This is a genomic window from Klebsiella sp. GB_Kp056 (genome assembly GCF_040064755.1).
GTDB classification, from domain to species: domain Bacteria; phylum Pseudomonadota; class Gammaproteobacteria; order Enterobacterales; family Enterobacteriaceae; genus Klebsiella; species Klebsiella quasipneumoniae.
The window spans coordinates 87,599-106,286 of sequence record NZ_JBEAJA010000037.1; the positions used below are offsets into that span (position 1 = coordinate 87,599).

At 56.1% G+C, this 18,688-nt stretch carries 21 protein-coding genes; 11 read left to right on the top strand and 10 right to left on the bottom strand.

Annotation, left to right across the window (positions count from 1 at the left end; all coding sequences use genetic code 11):
* Window positions 1–48: 48 nt before the first annotated feature.
* The 3 genes from ABLV52_RS04950 to ABLV52_RS04960 all read left to right on the top strand — a co-directional run bounded on the left by ABLV52_RS04950 (window position 49) and on the right by ABLV52_RS04960 (window position 3,765).
* Entirely contained in the window at window positions 49–1,332 is a 1,284-nt protein-coding gene (locus ABLV52_RS04950; protein WP_023289556.1) for an MFS transporter, read from the top strand.
* Window positions 1,333–1,601: 269 nt separating this feature from the next.
* The gene (locus ABLV52_RS04955; protein WP_348890087.1) at window positions 1,602–3,065 is read left to right on the top strand and encodes a fructuronate reductase; all 1,464 of its coding nucleotides are present in this window, start codon (window positions 1,602–1,604) and stop codon (window positions 3,063–3,065) included.
* 268 nt (window positions 3,066–3,333) lie between these two features.
* A complete protein-coding gene (locus ABLV52_RS04960; protein WP_048334875.1) occupies window positions 3,334–3,765 on the top strand; it encodes a universal stress protein in 432 nt (143 codons plus the stop codon).
* 51 nt (window positions 3,766–3,816) lie between these two features.
* Here ABLV52_RS04960 and ABLV52_RS04965 read toward each other — a convergent pair whose 3' ends face one another.
* Both ABLV52_RS04965 and ydfG read right to left on the bottom strand, forming a co-directional pair.
* Window positions 3,817–4,503 (bottom strand): GntR family transcriptional regulator, encoded by a 687-nt coding sequence (locus tag ABLV52_RS04965; protein ID WP_004206025.1) that lies wholly within the window; start codon window positions 4,501–4,503, stop codon window positions 3,817–3,819.
* Window positions 4,504–4,594: 91 nt separating this feature from the next.
* Window positions 4,595–5,344, bottom strand: coding sequence for a bifunctional NADP-dependent 3-hydroxy acid dehydrogenase/3-hydroxypropionate dehydrogenase YdfG (ydfG, locus tag ABLV52_RS04970; protein WP_023289559.1), 750 nt, complete (start codon window positions 5,342–5,344; stop codon window positions 4,595–4,597).
* Window positions 5,345–5,474: 130 nt separating this feature from the next.
* Here ydfG and dcp point away from each other — a divergent pair, with 130 nt between their 5' ends.
* Window positions 5,475–7,520, top strand: coding sequence for a peptidyl-dipeptidase Dcp (dcp, locus tag ABLV52_RS04975; protein ID WP_348890089.1), 2,046 nt, complete (start codon window positions 5,475–5,477; stop codon window positions 7,518–7,520).
* A gap of 53 nt (window positions 7,521–7,573) precedes the next feature.
* On the opposite strand, the gene ABLV52_RS04980 is transcribed toward dcp, so the two are convergent.
* Window positions 7,574–7,738: a hypothetical protein gene (locus ABLV52_RS04980; protein ID WP_157855516.1), complete on the bottom strand. Its 165-nt coding sequence runs from the start codon at window positions 7,736–7,738 to the stop codon at window positions 7,574–7,576.
* Between the two features lie 30 nt (window positions 7,739–7,768).
* Here ABLV52_RS04980 and ABLV52_RS04985 point away from each other — a divergent pair, with 30 nt between their 5' ends.
* A complete protein-coding gene (locus ABLV52_RS04985; protein ID WP_049014036.1) occupies window positions 7,769–8,371 on the top strand; it encodes a LysE family translocator in 603 nt (200 codons plus the stop codon).
* Here ABLV52_RS04985 and ABLV52_RS04990 read toward each other — a convergent pair.
* A complete protein-coding gene (locus tag ABLV52_RS04990; RefSeq protein WP_087849193.1) occupies window positions 8,366–9,259 on the bottom strand; it encodes a LysR family transcriptional regulator in 894 nt (297 codons plus the stop codon). The genes ABLV52_RS04985 and ABLV52_RS04990 overlap by 6 nt on opposite strands.
* A gap of 206 nt (window positions 9,260–9,465) precedes the next feature.
* Here ABLV52_RS04990 and ABLV52_RS04995 point away from each other — a divergent pair, with 206 nt between their 5' ends.
* The gene (locus ABLV52_RS04995; RefSeq protein ID WP_348890091.1) at window positions 9,466–10,002 is read left to right on the top strand and encodes a GNAT family N-acetyltransferase; all 537 of its coding nucleotides are present in this window, start codon (window positions 9,466–9,468) and stop codon (window positions 10,000–10,002) included.
* A gap of 79 nt (window positions 10,003–10,081) precedes the next feature.
* Here ABLV52_RS04995 and ABLV52_RS05000 read toward each other — a convergent pair whose 3' ends face one another.
* Both ABLV52_RS05000 and ABLV52_RS05005 read right to left on the bottom strand, forming a co-directional pair.
* Complete coding sequence (locus tag ABLV52_RS05000) at window positions 10,082–10,753, bottom strand: SOS response-associated peptidase (protein ID WP_348890092.1); 672 nt, start codon at window positions 10,751–10,753, stop codon at window positions 10,082–10,084.
* 340 nt (window positions 10,754–11,093) lie between these two features.
* Window positions 11,094–11,198: a YnaM/YnfT family protein gene (locus tag ABLV52_RS05005; RefSeq protein WP_022065603.1), complete on the bottom strand. Its 105-nt coding sequence runs from the start codon at window positions 11,196–11,198 to the stop codon at window positions 11,094–11,096.
* Here ABLV52_RS05005 and ABLV52_RS05010 point away from each other — a divergent pair.
* The 3 genes from ABLV52_RS05010 (at window position 11,149) to ABLV52_RS05020 (ending at window position 12,840) form a co-directional block, all read left to right on the top strand.
* Window positions 11,149–11,250, top strand: coding sequence for a hypothetical protein (locus tag ABLV52_RS05010; protein WP_224222711.1), 102 nt, complete (start codon window positions 11,149–11,151; stop codon window positions 11,248–11,250). The two genes, ABLV52_RS05005 and ABLV52_RS05010, sit on opposite strands and share 50 nt — an antisense overlap.
* Before the next feature lie 436 nt (window positions 11,251–11,686).
* The gene (locus ABLV52_RS05015; RefSeq protein ID WP_348890093.1) at window positions 11,687–12,160 is read left to right on the top strand and encodes an Hsp20 family protein; all 474 of its coding nucleotides are present in this window, start codon (window positions 11,687–11,689) and stop codon (window positions 12,158–12,160) included.
* Between the two features lie 167 nt (window positions 12,161–12,327).
* Entirely contained in the window at window positions 12,328–12,840 is a 513-nt protein-coding gene (locus tag ABLV52_RS05020; protein ID WP_348890094.1) for a 2-oxo-tetronate isomerase, read from the top strand.
* Window positions 12,841–12,860: 20 nt separating this feature from the next.
* On the opposite strand, the gene ABLV52_RS05025 is transcribed toward ABLV52_RS05020, so the two are convergent.
* Entirely contained in the window at window positions 12,861–14,078 is a 1,218-nt protein-coding gene (locus ABLV52_RS05025) for a diguanylate phosphodiesterase (RefSeq protein ID WP_348890095.1), read from the bottom strand.
* Window positions 14,079–14,477: 399 nt separating this feature from the next.
* Between ABLV52_RS05025 and ABLV52_RS05030 the strand changes: the two genes are divergently transcribed.
* On the top strand, window positions 14,478–14,597 hold the full coding sequence (locus ABLV52_RS05030; protein WP_137910593.1) for a small membrane protein: 120 nt from the start codon (window positions 14,478–14,480) through the stop codon (window positions 14,595–14,597).
* A gap of 29 nt (window positions 14,598–14,626) precedes the next feature.
* On the opposite strand, the gene kbvR is transcribed toward ABLV52_RS05030, so the two are convergent.
* A complete protein-coding gene (gene kbvR, locus ABLV52_RS05035; protein WP_348890096.1) occupies window positions 14,627–15,238 on the bottom strand; it encodes a LuxR family transcriptional regulator KbvR in 612 nt (203 codons plus the stop codon).
* Window positions 15,239–15,548: 310 nt separating this feature from the next.
* Between kbvR and ABLV52_RS05040 the strand changes: the two genes are divergently transcribed.
* Entirely contained in the window at window positions 15,549–16,457 is a 909-nt protein-coding gene (locus tag ABLV52_RS05040; RefSeq protein ID WP_101861565.1) for a helix-turn-helix domain-containing protein, read from the top strand.
* 26 nt (window positions 16,458–16,483) lie between these two features.
* Here the strand turns inward: ABLV52_RS05040 and ABLV52_RS05045 are convergent, their stop codons facing one another.
* On the bottom strand, window positions 16,484–17,848 hold the full coding sequence (locus ABLV52_RS05045) for a GntP family transporter (protein WP_072421711.1): 1,365 nt from the start codon (window positions 17,846–17,848) through the stop codon (window positions 16,484–16,486).
* A 56-nt stretch (window positions 17,849–17,904) separates the two neighbouring features.
* Window positions 17,905–18,687 carry an HPr family phosphocarrier protein gene (locus ABLV52_RS05050; protein ID WP_032452753.1) on the bottom strand — a complete coding sequence of 261 codons (783 nt, stop codon included), beginning with the start codon at window positions 18,685–18,687 and terminating at the stop codon, window positions 17,905–17,907.
* Window position 18,688: the final 1 nt, after the last annotated feature.

Below are 18,688 nucleotides of genomic sequence, written 5' to 3' on the forward strand. Positions count from 1 at the left end.
CTTACTTATCAGACATCATATTGGGTTATGACTCTGTAAGGAATCACGATGGCTATTGAGACATTTGCCCCACAGGCGGGCGCGACGCCGCTGCGCATCCGTCGGGTGCAGAAGATCACCCTGACGCTGCTGTTTATCGCCGGGATCGTTAACTTTCTTGACCGCTCTTCCCTGAGCGTCGCCGGGGAGGCGATACGCGCCGATCTGGGTCTGAGCGCCACCGAGTTCGGGGTGCTGCTCTCCGCTTTTTCGCTCTCCTATGGCTTCGCGCAACTGCCCTCGGGCATTTTGCTGGATCGCCTCGGACCGCGGGTTGTGCTGGGCGCCGGGCTGATATTCTGGTCAGCGATGCAGGCCCTGACCGGGATGGTCAATTCATTCTCGCATTTTATTCTGCTGCGCATTGGCCTCGGGATCGGTGAAGCGCCGTTTATGCCCGCCGGCGTGAAATCGATCAACGACTGGTATGCGCAAAGAGAGCGCGGCACGGCGGTGGGGATATTTAACTCCTCGACGGTGCTGGGGCAAGCCATCGCCCCGCCGGCCCTGGTCATCATGCAGCTGGCCTGGGGCTGGCGGACAATGTTTGTGGTGATTGGTTTGGCCGGTATTCTGGTCGGCCTGTGCTGGTATGTGGGATACCGTAACCGGCGGCAATTCACTCTCCAGGAAGAGGAACAACGCTATCTGGCCAGCGAGGAGGCGGCCCGGCCGGCGCTGAAACTGAGCGAATGGCTGGCGCTGTTTAAACGGCGTACCACCTGGGGGATGATCCTCGGCTTCTCCGGGGTGAACTATACCGGCTGGCTATATATCGCCTGGCTGCCCGGCTATTTGCAGGCTCAGCAGGGGTTAAGCCTGGCGCGCACCGGCTGGGTGGCGGCGATCCCGTTCCTCGCCGCGGCGGTGGGGATGTGGGTCAATGGTCTGGTGGTCGACGCCCTGGCGCGCAGAGGCTACGACCTGGCGAAAACCCGCAAAACGGCGATCGTTGCCGGTCTGGTGCTGTCGGCGCTGGGAACGCTGCTGGTGGTGCAATCGTCCACGCCGACCCAGGCGGTGGCGTTTATCTCCATGGCGCTGTTCTGCGTCCATTTCGCTGGCACCTCGGCCTGGGGATTGGTACAGGTGCTGGTGGCGGAGCATAAAGTGGCGTCGGTGGCGGCGATCCAGAACTTTGGCAGCTTTGTGTTTGCCTCCTTCGCGCCGATAGTCACCGGCTGGGTCGTGGATACCACCCATTCTTTCAATCTGGCGCTGGTGATCGCCGCCGGGGTGACCTTCGCCGGGGCGCTGTGCTACTTCTTTATCGTCAAAACCCGCATCGATTAACCGACCAGGAAGCCACAGGCCCGCAGGGAGGCGCGGCCTGCGCCATGTTCCATCTTCTCTTACCGCTTCGCGGCGGATTTTCTCCTGCCATCCCAGAGATTTTGTGATCGCTCGCCAGCGACCACAACCCGCCAAATGCTTCTTGTATGGTAGTTGACAGAAATCAAAGATGTTATACCAATTGCGTGAGATGGTTGAGGCACAAAGGCATTCTCCTCGAGAGTTCTCCCAGAGAATGGTTGATGAGCCACATAACAACGAGAGTCATCATGGAAAACACCCTCTTAACCGCTAACGCCATACAGCCGGACTACGATCGCCGCGCGCTGGTCCCCCGTATCGTCCATCTGGGTTTTGGCGCGTTCCACCGCGCCCATCAGGCGGTCTACGCCGATATACTGGCCAGCGAGCACGGCAGCGACTGGGGCTACACTGAAGTCAACCTGATTGGCGGCGAGCAGCAGATCGCCGATCTCCGGCAGCAGGATCTGCTGTACACCGTGGCAGAAATGTCCGCCGACGCGTGGACCGCGCGCGTGGTCGGGGTGGTGAAGCAGGCGCTGCACGCCCAGGTCGATGGTCTCAAGGCCGTGCTTTCGGCGATGTGTGAGCCACAGGTGGCCATTGTCTCCCTGACCATTACCGAGAAAGGCTATTGCCATTCGCCAGCCAGCGGCGAGCTGCAGCTCGATCACCCGCTGATCGCCGCCGATCTCGCTAACCCGCGCCAGCCGAAATCGGCAGTGGGCGTGGTGGTGGCGGCCTTAGCGCGTCGCCGGGAGGCAGGGCTGTCGGCCTTTACCGTGATGTCCTGCGATAACATGCCGGAAAACGGTCATGTGATGCGCAACGTCGTCTGCGCCTACGCCCGGGCGCTGGACGCGGACCTCGCCGCATGGATAGAACAGAATGTCACCTTTCCGTCGACCATGGTGGACCGTATTGTCCCGGCGGTGACGGCGGAAACCCTCGATAAAATTGAACAGCTGACCGGCGTGCGCGATCCGGCTGGCGTGGCCTGCGAGCCTTTCCGCCAGTGGGTGATTGAGGATAACTTTGTCGCCGGACGTCCACAGTGGGAGAAAGCGGGGGCGGAGCTGGTCGCCGATGTGGTGCCTTTCGAAGAGATGAAGCTGAGGATGCTCAACGGCAGCCATTCGTTCCTCGCCTATCTCGGCTATCTGGCCGGTTATCAGCATATCAACGACTGTATGCAGGATGACAACTACCGCCGCGCGGCGCTGGCGCTGATGCTGGACGAGCAGGCTCCGACCTTGAAAGTGCAGGGGGTGGATCTGTCACACTATGCCAGTCTGCTGATTGACCGTTACTGCAATCCGGCGCTCAAACACCGTACCTGGCAGATTGCCATGGACGGTAGCCAGAAGCTGCCGCAGCGCATGCTGGACTCGGTACGCTGGCACCTGGCGCACCAGCATGACTTCACGCTGCTGGCGCTGGGCGTGGCGGGCTGGATGCGCTATGTCGGCGGTGTTGACGACGCCGGCCAGACGATCGAAATTTGCGATCCGCTGCTGCCGGTGATCAAGGAGGCGGTAGCCGCCAGCGCCGATGGCGAAGCGCGCGTCAAAGCGCTGTTGGGCATTGAGGCCATCTTCGGCCGTGAGCTGCCGCAGGAAGCGCGGTTCGTTTCGGCGGTGACCCGCGCCTATGTTGCGCTGCAGCGTCAGGGGGCCAAAGCCACCGTTGCCGCATGGGCTGAGGCGCAATAATCGTTTATTTCCGGTGTCGGTCATGAGGTCGACACCGGCTCTTCTGCTGTTTCCGCACGGTTCCGCTGATATTTCATTTTTTGCTGTCGATCGCTTTTAGCAGACTAAAAATATGATCGAACGCAATGTCCTTACATAACTCTATATTTCCCTGATTTACTAAAGATAATTAGCTGTTATTTTTCCGAATAAAGGCTGGTCATTCACCGCAAAAATGGCATAGTTAAGTTATTGAAAAATCACTTTCTCTGGAAAAGGAGTGCGGGCCATGTATAAAAAGATTTTATTGCCTGTTGATGTTTTTGAAATGGATTTAAGCGATAAGGCAGTGCGTCACGCGGAATTTCTCGCGTCGGCGGAAAATGGCGAAATCACCTTGCTCAACGTTCTGCCGAACAGCAGCCGTTCGTTATTACGCGGGTTTACGGCGGATATTCGTAAATTCGAAGCCTATATGCAGGAAGAGTCGGAGAAAAAGATGCGCGAGGTGGCGCGACTGTTCGACATACCGATGTCGCGGATCCATACCCGGGTCGTCTTTGGTAACGTGCGCGATGAAATTCTGGCTATCAGTAACAACGAAGCGTTCGATGTGATAGTGATTGGCTCCCGCAAACCGGGGATCTCCACCCATCTGCTGGGCTCCAACGCCGAATCCATTTTGCGCTACGCCAAAACGCCGGTGCTGGTGGTCAGATAATCCTTTCCATTACGACGGCTGCGTCTGCCTTATTTCGCAGCCGTCTGATCCTTACTCTTCGCTAAACCAGTCGCGATTCTCCTGGCGGATCAACAGCACGGATTCGCTGATTTCATGCAAATGAATACTCATGGCTTTCTCGACCGCCTCGGCGTCGCGTTTTTCCAGCGCGGTGAAAATTTCATGATGCTGGCGCAGCAGCATCTCCGGGGAGGAGACATGGTCGAGGCTCATGTAGCGCACGCGGTCAATAGCGGCTTTGATGTTTTCCACCGTATCCCAGGCCAGCTGACAATCGGCAATAACTGACAACTTCTGGTGAAATTCATCATCAAGCAGGAAAAAGTCGTTTAACTGCTGACGGTCGACGGCAATACGCTGCTGATGAAGATTCTGCTCCAGCTGATAGACTTGCTCATCGTTAATCATGCCAGCGGCACGGCGGACCACCGCGCATTCAATCGCCTGGCGGACAAAGCAACCATTGCGCACCTGAGACAGGGAAATTTTGTTGACGTAGCTGCCGCGCTGGGGACGGATCTGGATAAGTCCATTCTCCGCCAGCTTAATAAAGGCCTCGCGCACCGGCTGACGAGATACCGCAAAACGCACGGAGACTTCTTTCTCCGACAGCGGCGTGCCAGGCGGGATCAGGCAGTGAACGATATCCCGGCGGAGGATGCGATAAATTTGCTGATTGACGGGTTGCGTCGGATTCAGTTGCGATTCTGCGGCCATTGATGGTTACTTTTTATGGGGTTATGCGCACTATTTTACGCGTTTTTTGCGGTTCCGCCCATACCCGGCCAGCAGGCCGGGTGGCTGACGGTTAGCCCTGGCGGTGAACGCTGAGTCCGGCAAAGCTCTGGCTCACCGGCATCATCTCCAGGGTGTTGATGTTGACGTGTTTCGGCAGGGTGGCCACCCACCAGACCGCCTCGGTCACATCTTCCGGCGTCAGGGCTTCGGTGTTCTCGTAGGTTTTACCGGCTTTGGCGTCATCGCCTTTAAAGCGGACGTTCGAGAACTCGGTGCCGCCCACCAGACCCGGCTCGATGTCGGTGACGCGCACCGCGGTGCCGTGCAGGTCGGTGCGAAGATTGAGGCTGAACTGACGGACGAAGGCTTTGGTCGCCCCATAGACGTTACCGCCGGCGTAAGGCCAGCAGCCTGCCGTGGAGCCGATGTTGATGATGTGGCCGCGATTGCGCGCCACCATGCCCGGCAGGACGGCGCGGGTCATGTACACCAGCCCTTTATTATTGGTGTCGATCATATCTTCCCAGTCTTCCACGCTGGCGCGGTGCGCCGGCTCCAGACCGAGCGCCAGACCCGCGTTGTTCACCAGCACATCGATTGCCTGCCACTCGGCGGGCAGGTCGGCAATCAGCGTCTCAATAGCGGCGCGGTTGCGAACGTCCAGTTGCGCGATATACAGATTATCGCCCAGCTCGTCTTTCAGCGTCTTCAGGCGCTCTTCGCGACGTCCGGTCGCAATCACTTTATGACCGTTAGCGACAAAACGGCGAGTAATACTTTCACCAAAACCGGCAGTGGCGCCGGTGACCATGATAATCATCTTACTGTTCCTCAACGCTTTTTGTGTTTTCATACCATAGCACGCACAGGCGGCGACCGGTAACGGAAATCATTGCGACCCCTTAAGGAGAAGCCTAATCTTACAGGATAAGCCTGTACAGGAGAGAAAGATGTCCGAACAAAACCCCTTTTTTAGCGTCAGTCTGTTGCCTTACCAGGCGCCGCGGTTTGATCTGATTGAAGACAGTCACTATCGGCCGGCGTTTGATGAGGGCGTCCGGCAGCAGCGAGAGGAGATCCGCGCCATTATCGACAATCCGCAGCCTGCCAGTTTCGCCAACACGCTCGAGGCGCTGGAGCAGAGCGGACAGCTGCTGGCGCGGGTGACGCGGGTCTTTTTCGCCATGGCCAGCGCCCATACCAACCCTTATCTGCAGACACTGGATGAACAATTTTCCGCCGAGCTCGCCGGGCTGGGGAATGACATCTGGCTCAACGAGGCTTTATTCCAGCGGGTGAACAGCGTCTACGAGCAGCGCGAGACGCTCTCGCTTGACGGCGAATCCCGGCGTCTTCTGACCCTGACATGGCAACGCTTTGTTCACGCCGGGGCAACGCTGGCCCCGGCGCAGAAGGCGGTGCTGCGCGCCCTGAACACCGAAGCGGCCACTTTGCAAAGTCAGTTCCAGCAGCGGCTGCTGGGGGCGGCGAAAAGCGGTGGCCTGGTGGTCGATGACCGGCATCAACTGGATGGCCTGACCGATGAGGAGATAGCGGCTGCGGCCGACGCGGCGCGCGAAAAAGGGCTCGGCGATCGCTGGCTGCTGACGCTGACCAACACCACCCAGCAGCCGCAGCTGCTTGCGCTGCGCGATCGGCAAACGCGGGAGAATCTCTTCGCCGGCGGCTGGACGCGCAATCAACAGGGCGATGAGCATGATACCCGTAGTCTGGTGCTGCGGCTGGCGGCGATCCGCGCGCAGCAGGCGGAACTGCTGGGGGCGGCAAATTACGCCAGCTGGGCGCTGACCGATCAAATGGCGGCTTCTCCGGCGGAGGCATTGGGCTTTATGCGTCAGATCGCGCCGGCGGCGCGGGCGAGGGCGGAACGTGAGCTGGCGGACATCCAGCAGGTGATCGACAACGAAGGCGGGGAGTTTCGCGCGCAGGCATGGGACTGGCTCTACTACAGCGAGCAGGTGCGGCGGGCTGCCTATGCCATTGATGACGCACAGCTCAAACCCTATTTTGCCCTCGAGCGCGTGCTGCAGGACGGCGTCTTCTGGACGGCATCGCAGCTCTTTGGGCTCCGCTTCGTGGAACGCTTTGACATCCCGGTGTACCACCCGGATGTGCGGGTTTGGGAGATTTTCGACCACAATGGCGAAGGGATGGCGCTGTTTTACGGTGATTATTTCGCGCGCGATTCAAAGAGCGGCGGCGCCTGGATGGACGTGTTTGTCGAACAGTCGACCCTGCGGGAGCAGCGCCCGGTTATCTATAACGTCTGCAATTATAGCCGGCCGCAGAGCGGACAGAGCGCGCTGTTGTCATGGGATGAGGTGATCACCCTGTTCCATGAGTTTGGCCACGCCCTGCACGGACTGTTCGCCAGCCAGCGCTATGCCAGCCTCTCCGGGACCAATACCCCGCGGGATTTTGTCGAGTTTCCGTCGCAAATCTTCGAACACTGGGCCAGCCATCCGCAGGTATTCGCCCACTATGCGAAGCACTATCGCTCCGGAGAGCCGATGCCGGAGGCGCTGCGCGACAATATGTTGCGTGCGGCAACCTTCAATAAAGGGTATGACATGAGCGAGTTGCTAGCCGCCGCGCTGCTCGATATGCGCTGGCACACGCTGTCGACCACCGGATTTCCGGACGAGGTGGACACATTTGAGCAGAGGGTACTCCGGGAAGAACACCTCGATCTGGCGGCCGTTCCTCCGCGCTATCGCAGCTGCTACTTCTCCCATATCTTCGGCGGCGGCTATGCGGCAGGCTATTACGCCTATCTGTGGACCCAGATGCTGGCCGACGACGGCTATCAGTGGTTCGTGGAGCAGGGCGGTTTGACCCGAGAGAACGGTCAGCGCTTCCGGGAAGCGATTCTGTCGCGTGGTAATAGCGCTGATTTAGCTGAACTTTATCGCCAGTGGCGCGGACACGATCCAAAGATTGAGCCGATGCTGAAAAATCGCGGGTTGAGCGCATAGGCCATCGGGCGGTGAGAAGCGATCGATTGGGTGTTTTCCTTATCAGGCGCTTTTCACTGGCCATGCTTTGATCGCAGGGGATTGCGCCAGGCGCCGGTCAGGAGAAATAGCGCGAAAATAATCAAATACACATTTAGAGAAAAGCCACTTAATCCCGTTGCGATATCGAGGTAGTCTTTCAATAACGTCATGCAGGTGGTAATAAAACCACCTGCCACGATATCTCTCCCTGGAAAACGGATAAATAAATGGTTTTGATCGTTACTATGCTTATGTTTGCGCTGGCCCTGTCATTTTCGCCAGGTCCGGTTAATATGGTTATTATCTCTTCCGGCGCTGCGCATGGATTCAGAAAAACATTTTCTTTCGTCTCGGGCGCCACTATTGGTTTTACATTGTTACTGGTTTTTATTAGTTTTGGACTCTACGCGGCCATCGCAACGCACCCCTGGTTTTTTAGCTATCTGAATATCGTTGGTTCGTTATTTATCTTGTTTCAGGGCTATAAAATTGCTACTTCACATCCGGAATGGTCACTGAAAAAAGCACAGGCGCCGGGGTTTGCGCAGGGTTTTTTAATGCAATGGCTCAATCCTAAAGCCTGGGCTGCCTGTGCCTCTGGCGTCGCCTTGTTTTCTGAACCCTCGTCGCGCCTGAGTATATCGCTATTTATTATCATCTACTTTTTTGTCTGCTATCTGTCCCTGGCGGCCTGGGCGATATTCGGTGATAAAATGTCAGCGATTCTCAAAAGCAGAGCACAGATCCGCCTGTTTAATCTGGTGATGGGCGGATTATTGTGCATGACTGCGGGTTACATACTGTATTCGCAGTATATTACCTATTCATAGCGGCTGATGTTCAATGGCATTATAGATATAATTAATCAGTTTATAGGCCGCGCCGCTAACTGAAATATTGCCAGGCCATAGGGCATACACTTTTAGCGGGGCTAATGACCAGTCAGGAAGTAGTTCCTGCATGTCGCCGCGGCGGATATCCTCTTCGCAGAGAAAACGCGGCGGAGCGGCCAGGCCAATTTGTTGTCTGGCAAGGGCATAGGCGGCCTCAACACTATCGACATACACGCCGGGTGTATACTTTATTATCGCCTGTTCGCCGTTGCGATGTCTGAACTCGCGCACATTCTCCCTCATCGTCAGCCCAATCCACGGCATTGATTCAAGCATAGCGGGATGATCAATGGGGGGATAGCGCAGGAGAAAGCCCTTTGCTGCCACCAGCTTTCGCGGCAGAACAAACAGGTGCCGTGCCTTGAGAGCGCTATCGGGGAGCTCGCCAATGCGAAAGGCGACATCAATACTGTCGGCAATAATGTCCTCGCGCAGGTCACTATAAGAAATGCTCAGAGCAATATCCGGGTTCTCTTTAATGAAATTTGCAAGATGGTGAGTGAATGGGCTGTTTAAAAAAACGGCAGGTATGGAAATACGCAGCTTACCGGCTGTGGATACCGAACGTTGCTTAAACTCAATGACGCCTTTTTCATAAAGCTCGAGCATCGACCTGGCGGTCTCCAGCACACTTTCGCCATCTTGTGTTAGAGAAAGCTTTCGGGTATTTCTGTAGAGCAAAGCGCTGTTAAGGTTTTTCTCAAGCCTGGATAAATGTGCGCTTGCTGTTGCGGTCGACAACCCTAAGGCCGCGGCGCCGCCTGAAACAGAACCGCTCTCGACAATTTTGGCAAAGACTATCAGGTAGCGGATGTCATCGATCATTTACAGTCCTGTGTTCACTCGGTAACGATATGCGTGGCGCCGACAAAAAGGGATCCCGTTTCCGGATTACCATATCCTATTTTTATTGCCGGAAGTATCTGTTTAATCGCGCTTCTCAGGTTCGCTTGAACGAGTCCCAGGCATCCACAACGGCAGGGAGGGTTCGCGAAGCGTCGCGGGCCACCTCACTCGTCAAGGAGATACGTTTGCTTATTGAGACTCATCGCTTGCGGCTTCGCCCTGTCATGGCTGAAGATGTCGCCGATCTTTACCGAATTTATGGCGATCCGGCGACCAATACCTTTAACCCCGCAGGACCCTACCCGGATATTGACTATGCCAGTACGGTTCTCCAGCGCTGGCTTGCCCACTGGCACGATCGCGGGTTTGGCAACTGGGCCATATCGGCGCGTGATGCTCCGGAAAAAATCATTGGCTTTGGCGGCTTAACTATTCGTCGCTATAACGATGTCATCCTCAACAATCTTGGCTATCGATTCGCAACAGAGGCATGGGGAAAAGGGCTGGCCACCGACCTCGCGACCTCGGCGGTAAGATATGGCTTCGAGGCGATCAAACTCACGGAGATTTCAGCGGTGGTGAGGGCGAATCACCTGGCTTCGCGAAAAGTGCTCGGGAAAGCAGGCTTGAGGTTCATCAACGAGATTGCCGATATAGAAAATGCGCCGCCGAGTCTGCTTTATTCGTTGACCTTAAGCGAGTGGTTAAGCCAGTCGGGGTAACTCGCGGGGGCTTATTGGCAAGGCTGGATCGCACCGCAGCCGGCGCATCCGGCGGGGGATCGGCCACAGAGTTAGGCGCTCACTCTACTGGCTCAATTAACGCTGGCCCCTGATTGTTCACATTGCCGACCGCCCGCGATACCGCGTGCCAGGTGAAATCGTCGGCGGAGACGCTTCCGTCCCTGGCAATCTCCGCCGCATCCGCGCCGGTGAGATCCTGCCTCATCCATTCCCGGGCGGCTTCCGGCGTCAGGACCAGCGGCCGGCGGTCATGTATATCGACAAGACCGCGATCGGCGGCAGCGGTCACCAGCAAAAATCCTTCGGCGCTGTCCCCGCGTTCGAAGGGGGTGCTGCCAATAGCGGCCATAAATATCGGCTGGCCATCCTTCCGCTGGATGAAGTAGGGCTGCTTTTTGTCTCCGACCTTTTTCCATTCAAACCAGCCATCGGCGAAGCAGATCGCCCGCCCGTGCTGCCACAGCGGTTTGAACATCCTGCTGGTGGCAGCGGTTTCAACCCGGGCATTAATCAGCGGTGATTTATCCCACCATCCCGGCGCATAGCCCCAGTGAACGGGATCGAGGTGGAGTTGCTCATTCCTTTCACTCAGGAGTAACACTTTTGTCCCGGGCGCGACGTTATATCGCCCAATGGGCACCGGGTCCCAGAGGATATCGCGTTCGGCCTCTTCTGCGAGAAACGCCAGGTATGCTTCCCGCGTCTGCGCTTGCGCAAAACGTCCGCACATCGCCACCTCCAGCCAGATATCTGAAGGAAAGTATAGTTCAGCAGGGAAGGGGCGCGGTTAGACATGATTTTGAAATCATGCGATTGTGAATTCTTTTCGCAGGCTTATGGCTGACGCTTAGGCACATACTACTTAAGTTGCCTACATTGCAGGCCTTAATTCTGGCCTGAACTATATTAATTGAAGTTACACATTCGCCATGTGAATTTTTATTTCGAAAAAGGGTACGCGGGCGCAAATACTGAGCATTTGTCGCCTGAACAAGAAGTGTGGATGGGGTAGAGGGTGGTGTATTGACCCGCCGCTGCATCAGGTGAATGGCAACGGCGTCCAAAAAGGATTAGTTATCCGGGTTGTTGGAGATGCCTTTCCATACCATCCCCAGACCGATCAACATCGACGCGAAGAGGGCGAACAGGGTGGTAGAGATAAAAATGCCGGTCATAGTGATGCCTCAGAAAGTGCGTATGCAGGTTATTAGGCACGGAGGGAGGTGAAAGGTTCCTTCCCTGACGGCGTAAATTTTCGCCAGGGTCTTCCGGCTGGCGCCAGCGAGGCCAAAGTGATGTCGAGGCCGCCGCAGTTGGCGAAACGATCGTCAGGAGAACCGCATTTCTCGTGGCGCTATTGCAGGGCGACGGGTGAGGGGGCGCGATTCGGGCGTTGACATCCCCTTGAACAAGTAATATATACATGACGCTTCTGTTTATTGAATGTTAAACAGCATCAGTTATGGGACTCAGAAGCACCCCAGCCCCCGCCGTCTGGCGGGGGTCACTTTGCCACCTGACCTGGTTATTTCTTTCTGTGACTGACGAAGAAATTTTTTTATTTCAGGTCTTGAAAAACGCGCTTTAGCTATTATTTTATAAAGCGGACAAGCAATGCTTGCCTTTATGTTGAGCTTTTGAATGGATATTCAGGAGGTTAATTATGGCACTCAAAACCTTGTCAGCACTCCCGGTATTTGCTGATTCCCTTTTTGCCGATCGCTTTAACCGTATCGACCGTCTTTTCAGCCAGTTAACGGGCGATACGCCGGTGGGGACCTTACCAGCCTACGATTTACAGAAAGTGGATGACAGTAATTTCCTGCTCAGCGTCAGCGTGCCTGGCTGGAAAGATGATGAACTGGAAATAGAGACCGTAGGCGGTAATCTGCATATTACCGGTAAACGCGCGCAATCCGAAAATCATTCCGGAAACAGCCAGGGCTGGATTTATAAAGGCATTCGCCGGGCTGATTTCCAGCTTAGTTTTTCGCTTCCGGAACACGCCCAGATTAATCAGGCGCAGCTGGAGAGCGGGATCTTAAAAATCGCTATCCATCAGGAGATCCCCGAGAGCGAAAAACCGCGCAAAATTGCCATTGAGAACCAGGGGCGGGTGATCGAACACAAAGTGTGATTCCGCTTCTGTGCCGAGGTAGTTCCTTTCAAGGCCCGCGCTGCGGGCCTTTTTTTATCCACTCAGGGTGGCGTAAACGGCCTCCAGGCGACGAGAGAAATCACTATGCTATCCTGTTAACAGGGCAGTGAGGCGGTGATACTTTTCAAATTCGGCGAGGAGTGAGAATGGCTGAGGAGATCGATAAAGACGCACAACATACTCATCAACTGACGGCCGAGGTGGCCCGGGCGCTTATCGCGCGCGGCTGGCGGCTCACCACTGCGGAATCCTGCACCGGCGGCAATCTGGCGGCAGCGCTCTGTGCTCAGGCTGATACCGCGGCCTTTTATGATACCGGCGTGGTCACCTTCAGCGATGAAGCCAAGCGCAATGTGCTGCAGGTGCGCGCGGAAACCCTGGCGGAACACAGCGCTGTCAGCGAAGCGTGCGTGAAGGAGATGTCCAGCGGTATGCTGGCGATAGCCGGGGCCGACATCGCCATCGCCATCAGCGGCTATGCGGGACCGGAGGGGGGAGAGGATGGTACCCCCGCCGGCACGGTATGGTTTGCCTGGAACTTTCGCGGCCAGATCGAAACCCAACGGCTGCGCTTTACCGGTGACTGCGAGACAGTGGTGGCGAAAGCGGTGCGCTTCGCCCTGGCGGCGCTGGGCGAAAAGCTCCCCCACTGGCAGTGACGCTGCCGCCTACCGCGGCCTTACAGATCCGTGGCCTGACGCGCTATCGGCCAGCAAATTTCCCCGATGCCGTTCAGGCACGGTCGGGAGAAAAGGAACCCCTGAAACAGGCGAATGCCCACCGACTGCAGCCAGCACCACTCTTCCAGGGTTTCGACGCCTTCCGCCACCACCGTGATGCCCAAATCCTCGCAGCAGCGCACGACCGAGGCGACAATCGCCTGCTTGGCGCCGCTGATATGAATATTGCGCACCAGCTCCGCATCCACTTTGATTTTATCGGGCTGAAAGCGGGTCAGTAACGACAGGCCGGAGTAACCCGCGCCAAAGTCGTCGATGGCCAGCTTCATGCCCGCGACGCGCAGCGCTTTGAGCACCTTGCGGAACTGGTCAAAGCAGGTGATCACCTCCGTTTCGGTAACCTCTATCAGCACCTGGTCCGGCCGGAGGCCGGCCGCCAGCAGGCTGTTCATCAGCCAGCCTACGGCGTCAGGGTGGTTATACAGCGAACCGGGCAGCAGGTTAATGGCCAGCTGGTGTTTACCAAGCGGTAACTGACCGGCGAGAGAGAAGGCATACGCTTTGCTCTCGAGGTCGAAACGGTAGCGATCCTCCGCCGGGATGGCGGCAAACATCTCTACAGGAGATCCGCCGGTGGGGCTGCGGATCAGCGCTTCAAAGGAAGAGACCCGCTTCTTGGCCGGCTCGACGATGGCCTGCAGGGCAAACTGGCAAGGTTGATCGGGCAGGTGGCGCGCGGGGGCAGTGGCCGGGGCAGGCATCATCGTCCAGCGAGAAGGCTGCAGCGGCTCGGGCAGACAATAGCGCCCACCGTCGGCGATAAAGGCGCTAATCAGGCGGAACATCCGGTCGTTGACCGGCTCGGTGACCCCAAACGAGCTAAAGCGCAGGAGCTCCTCCAGCGCGCTGTCGGCTTCGAAAAGACGAAGATCCAGCAGGCGCATTCCGGTGTCGTGAAAACGACGGTAGGCCGAATAGTCGCGCATCAGTTCCACCACGTCGCGATGGCGCGGATCGCTCTGTATCTCGTGGAATAACGACTCAAGATCTTCCTCGCTTCCCTCCAGCACCTGGAAGAACTGCAGCCCGTTAAACAGCAGAATACCGGTGATGCCAAGAGGCATGTTTTTCCCGCTGGCGCGATGAATTAAAGCGTCGAGATCGGTGGGCGGGCGGGCAGGATTAACCTGGCTGCGGTATATCAGGGTGGTTAGCATAATCATTCCGGTCGCTGCGGCAGCGCGTGATGCTCCGTACAGCGCGTATTGAGGGAGGTATGGCCAGCCCCTCGGAGAAGGGAGGCTGTTTTTTTATGACATTTAACCAACCGTGATGTCCGCTACGCGGAACGGGGGCTTCACTTTGTGATTACCTTCACTCTACAGGGAATCTGAGGTTTAGCTATCATTTTCTCATTCCCAATGCAAAAAAGGGCAAACAGGCCGCTCATTCCGCCTGCGGTATTGGTCCACCGCCTTAAATTATCGGTTAACATTCGCCACCAGGAATTATCCTGCCATTATATTGCCCGCTCTCAAAAAGAGATACTGGTCTTGCCTGATTAAAAGCAAATCCATATTATCAACGTAAGTTTAATTCCTTTTTTCAGGTCTGATATGAGCGACTTATTTATTATTTTGTGTCTGATTTTTTGTCCCGTCATTTCTTTATGGAGTGGTCTTTCTTATATTCAGGAAAGACGCAAAAGACGTTACGTCTTCCGTTCCAGAAGATAATCTGCAGAGGTAATATAATGACGATTGTATTAACGTCTGGCGAGTAGTTTTACGAGGTTGTTAAATTGCTGGCGGCTGTGCAAATTGAACTTGCTCATAATATTCTTTTTATGTGAATGAATGGTTTTGTGGCTAATTTTTAGCGCCGCCGCGACTTCATGCGGACTCAGACCAATACTGAACGCGTAAATGACTTTGGTTTGCGCATCGCTGACCGACTTGCAGGCGCAATTGATGCAACGCCGCAGTCGATTGAAGGACGGGTCATGCTGAGGAGGCAAGGGGCGCTGAATCGCGCTGACTATCTCATCTTTAAGACGCTGAACGGGAGCATGGGGAGGTATAAACACCGCCTGCCGCAGACAGTTGGGTAAGCCCTCTTCGACGGTAGCTTGTTCATTGTCCTGGAAAATAAAAAGCGTGTATTGCTCTGGGGCATGCTGCAACAGGTCATGACACAGGTACCATTCTCCCGCCACCATTTCCGTGAAGAACACCTGAGATTGCGCTATCGACTCCAGGTCCCATTGTTCAGAAAACTGATAGGCTGATCCCCCGTAGGTCTTCATCGCTTCATCCACCAGCTCCGCAATAGCGACTCGCAAATAGTGATTTTTTATATTGATCAAAAAATTCGTCATATAACTTCCCTGTGGGGTATGAAAAAGGTGTCAGAATAAATTAAAGAATATAATGGTGATGCGCAGGTCTTTTTTAGCTGGGGTAATCTAAGGGATGTTTTTCATTAATGCAATATCTACCAGGAAAAGTGAGATAACGGTGTGTTGGTATGCGAAAGTTCCTAATAAACAAAATGATGAGCCTATATTAGATGCCGTTTTAAGCACTTTGATAATTTTTTATTTTTGCGATGCATAAAAAGCTTAGTGGTAGCCAGTATCTGTTGTTAAAATTAGCGGAGGACAAGATTACAAGAAGTATGCGGTGCTTATGAAGCAAATGCTCTATTTAAAAATGCTGGCGTGGCTGGAGGATAATATCTACTGTAACCCGGCGATCGATGACCTGGCGCAGTATATGGGCTATTCGCGTCGGTTTGTGTACGAGGTGTTTTATCAATATGGCCGGTTACCCATCGGGCAGTATATTCGCCTGCGGCGGCTGACCATCGCAGCGGTCAGTCTGCGTTTAACGCGGCAACCGATCGCCGCCATAGCCTGGCAGTTAAGTTACGATTCGCCGCAGACCTTCTCCCGGGAGTTTAAGAAACGTTTCTCGCTTTCGCCACGGGAGTACCGCTGCGCGGCGCACTGGGACACGGCAAAACTGTTAAAAAAATTCCCCACGGATGATGAGAGCCTGCCTTTGGCTCGGATCTGTTCCCTGCCGGAGCGGGTCTATTATGGCTACCCGATGAAGTATGAACTGCGCCTGTCGGATATGGTGTTGCAAAGTACCGGCAAGACGGCTATCAGACAAAAGGTTGACCGCTTTTTCGCCGCTGGAGGCGGTTCGCTTTCCATACTTTCCGATTACGCGGCAGCGAGTCAAAATGAGCTTAACGTCGAGGTTAACGCCTTTGTCGGTTGTCACGAGGCGCGAAAGCCGTCGTCCGCGTTGACCACCCGGTCGGGGCTGTATGTGGGGGTTGAATTCTACGGCAGCTGGTCACGCTATGCCCGTTTGTCCAGCGATCTCTATCTGGAACAGTTGCCAACGCTGGGGGTAAGCCGTCGGGATGGGCATGACATTGAATGCTTTATGACCCGTCATGCGGAAGGAGGAGAGGCAGAGGAGAAGCGCTATCACGTACGCTATTTTATACCGGTGACGCTGTCAGCGGGAGGTCAGCTGCCGGGCAGCGATAATGAGTTAGTCCCCGCGAAGGGGACACGATAAGGTGGCCGGAGCCACCCGGGTGAATATTACAGTACAAACCACAGCAGCCAGGTGATCAGGAAGCCCGTCACCCCCATGATGGTGGTCAGTACGGTCCAGGTTCTGAGTCCGTCCGGCACCGAGAGCCCGAGATAGCGCGTGACCACCCAGAACCCGGCGTCGTTAACGTGCGATAACCCGAGCGAGCCGAAACAGGTCGCCAGCGTCACCAGCACCAGCTGCAGCGGCTCCAGCCCGACGACCGCCTGTGACAACAGGCCGGAGGTGGTAAGGATCGCCACGGTGGCCGAGCCCTGCGAGGCCCGAAGCACCAGCGACAGCAGGAAAGCGGCGGGCATCAGCGGCAGATGAATCGTCTCCAGCGCCTCGGCTAAGGCATTGCCGATGCCGGAGGCGACCAGCACCCCGCCAAAGGCGCCGCCGGCGCCGGCGACGAGGATCACGTCCGCCGAGGAGGGGATCGCGCTGCCGGTGACTTCTCCCAGCTTTTTCAGGTTCATCCCCCGCCGGATGCCCAGCGTCCAGCTGGCCAGCCCCAGGGAGATCAGCAGGGCGACGGGCGGGGTGCCAATGACGGTCATCAGCTGGCGAATCGCGTTATCCGGCAGCAGCAGGGCCTGACACAGCGTTCCGGAAACAATCAGCACGATGGGCACCACGATCAGCCCGCCGATAACCAGCGCATTCGGCGGCGCCAGTCGGGTCTGCTGGGCGTTGACGGAGAGGTCGGGCACCTCGGCCGTTTGCTGCTGTTCCAGCACGTTAATCGACAGATGATAATGGCGCTGATTGATAGACCGGGCGACAAAATAGCCCACGATACCCACGACGATCGACACTCCAATTCCCGCCAGCATCAACCAGCCGACATCGCTATGCAGAATACCTGCCGCCGCCGCCGCGCCAGGGTGGGTTGGCAACGCCACATGGACGGTTAACATCACTCCGGCCATCGGCAGGCCAAATTTCAGCGGCGACAGATGGGCGACTTTACTGAAGCCGTAAATTAACGGAATGATGATAATAAAGCCGACTTCAAAGAAGACTGGCGTGCCGAGAATAAAAGCCACGATGGTTAAGGCGGCAATAGTCCGTTTAGAACCCAGCACGCCGGTCAGCGTTTTCGCCAGCGATTCGGCGCCGCCAGATATTTCAATAAGCACCCCCAGCATTGATCCCAAAATAATTATGCTGGCGATGTGGCCGAGCAGGCCGCCCATGCCTTTTTCAATGGTGGTAATGATTTTATCCGCCGGAATGCCGGTGGCGAACGCCACCAGCAGGCTGACGATCAGGAGCGCCACAAAAGGATGCGCTTTCGCTTTGATCACCAGCAGGAGCAACAGCACTACGCTGGCTAACGCAATAAGTAACAGCGCCGATGTCGACATAGTTTTGCCTCGGGTATTAACAGGTGTACAGAGAGTTATATTTTTAGAACCGCGCTTTATTTTTTCCGGTAGGGCGAGAACCATTCCAGTCCGGAAAGGGTATCCGCCCTGGGGATATATTCGCAGCCGATCCAACCGTCATAGCCGACGTTATCCAGCAACGCATAGATCCATGAATAATTAATCTCGCCCTCGTCCGGTTCATGGCGGTCGGGCAGGGAGGCTATCTGAATATGGCGGTACTGACCGGCATACTCGGTAATAAGATGGCTTAAATTGCCGTCCACTTTCTGCGCATGAAACAGATCTAATTGCACGGCGATGTTTGGCCGGTCGACCCGCTGCGCAATCTCCAGCGTCTGATATTGACTGTGGTAGAAATAGCCCGGTTTGGTCTGCGGATTCAGGGCTTCAATAAGCGCCCGCTTGCCGTGGCGGGCAAAGCGCTCGGCGGCGTAGCGCAGGTTATCGAAAAGCTCCGCCTCGCAGGCCGCGCGATCCATCCCCGGCTGCACCACGCCGGCCATAATATGCACCTGCGGACAATCCAGTTGGCAGGCGTACTCCAGCGCCAGCTCGATATCACGCCGGGCCTCGGCGCTCCTGCCCGGTAGGGCGGCGAGTCCCCATTCCCCGGCGTTAACGTCGCCGGGCGGGGTATTGAACAGCACCAGCTGCAGCTGGTTTTCCTGCAGGCGCTGTTTAATTTCCCCGGCGGCATACTCATAGGGGAACAGAAACTCCACGGCTTCGAAACCGGCGCGGGCGGCGGCGGCAAAGCGGTCCAGGAACGGCAGTTCGGTAAACAGCATGGATAAATTTGCAGCAAATTTTGGCATG

Bases quoted from the DNA above. Each gene is read 5' to 3' on its own strand.
- ABLV52_RS04950 (WP_023289556.1), top strand. From the start codon at position 49: ATGGCTATTGAGACATTTGCCCCACAGGCGGGCGCGACGCCGCTGCGC.
- ABLV52_RS04955 (WP_348890087.1), top strand. From the start codon at position 1,602: ATGGAAAACACCCTCTTAACCGCTAACGCCATACAGCCGGACTACGAT.
- ABLV52_RS04960 (WP_048334875.1), top strand. From the start codon at position 3,334: ATGTATAAAAAGATTTTATTGCCTGTTGATGTTTTTGAAATGGATTTA.
- ABLV52_RS04965 (WP_004206025.1), bottom strand. From the start codon at position 4,503: ATGGCCGCAGAATCGCAACTGAATCCGACGCAACCCGTCAATCAGCAA.
- ydfG (WP_023289559.1), bottom strand. From the start codon at position 5,344: ATGATTATCATGGTCACCGGCGCCACTGCCGGTTTTGGTGAAAGTATT.
- dcp (WP_348890089.1), top strand. From the start codon at position 5,475: ATGTCCGAACAAAACCCCTTTTTTAGCGTCAGTCTGTTGCCTTACCAG.
- ABLV52_RS04985 (WP_049014036.1), top strand. From the start codon at position 7,769: ATGGTTTTGATCGTTACTATGCTTATGTTTGCGCTGGCCCTGTCATTT.
- ABLV52_RS04990 (WP_087849193.1), bottom strand. From the start codon at position 9,259: ATGATCGATGACATCCGCTACCTGATAGTCTTTGCCAAAATTGTCGAG.
- ABLV52_RS05000 (WP_348890092.1), bottom strand. From the start codon at position 10,753: ATGTGCGGACGTTTTGCGCAAGCGCAGACGCGGGAAGCATACCTGGCG.
- ABLV52_RS05005 (WP_022065603.1), bottom strand. From the start codon at position 11,198: ATGACCGGCATTTTTATCTCTACCACCCTGTTCGCCCTCTTCGCGTCG.
- ABLV52_RS05015 (WP_348890093.1), top strand. From the start codon at position 11,687: ATGGCACTCAAAACCTTGTCAGCACTCCCGGTATTTGCTGATTCCCTT.
- ABLV52_RS05020 (WP_348890094.1), top strand. From the start codon at position 12,328: ATGGCTGAGGAGATCGATAAAGACGCACAACATACTCATCAACTGACG.
- ABLV52_RS05025 (WP_348890095.1), bottom strand. From the start codon at position 14,078: ATGCTAACCACCCTGATATACCGCAGCCAGGTTAATCCTGCCCGCCCG.
- ABLV52_RS05030 (WP_137910593.1), top strand. From the start codon at position 14,478: ATGAGCGACTTATTTATTATTTTGTGTCTGATTTTTTGTCCCGTCATT.
- kbvR (WP_348890096.1), bottom strand. From the start codon at position 15,238: ATGACGAATTTTTTGATCAATATAAAAAATCACTATTTGCGAGTCGCT.
- ABLV52_RS05040 (WP_101861565.1), top strand. From the start codon at position 15,549: ATGAAGCAAATGCTCTATTTAAAAATGCTGGCGTGGCTGGAGGATAAT.
- ABLV52_RS05045 (WP_072421711.1), bottom strand. From the start codon at position 17,848: ATGTCGACATCGGCGCTGTTACTTATTGCGTTAGCCAGCGTAGTGCTG.
- ABLV52_RS05050 (WP_032452753.1), bottom strand. From the start codon at position 18,687: ATGCCAAAATTTGCTGCAAATTTATCCATGCTGTTTACCGAACTGCCG.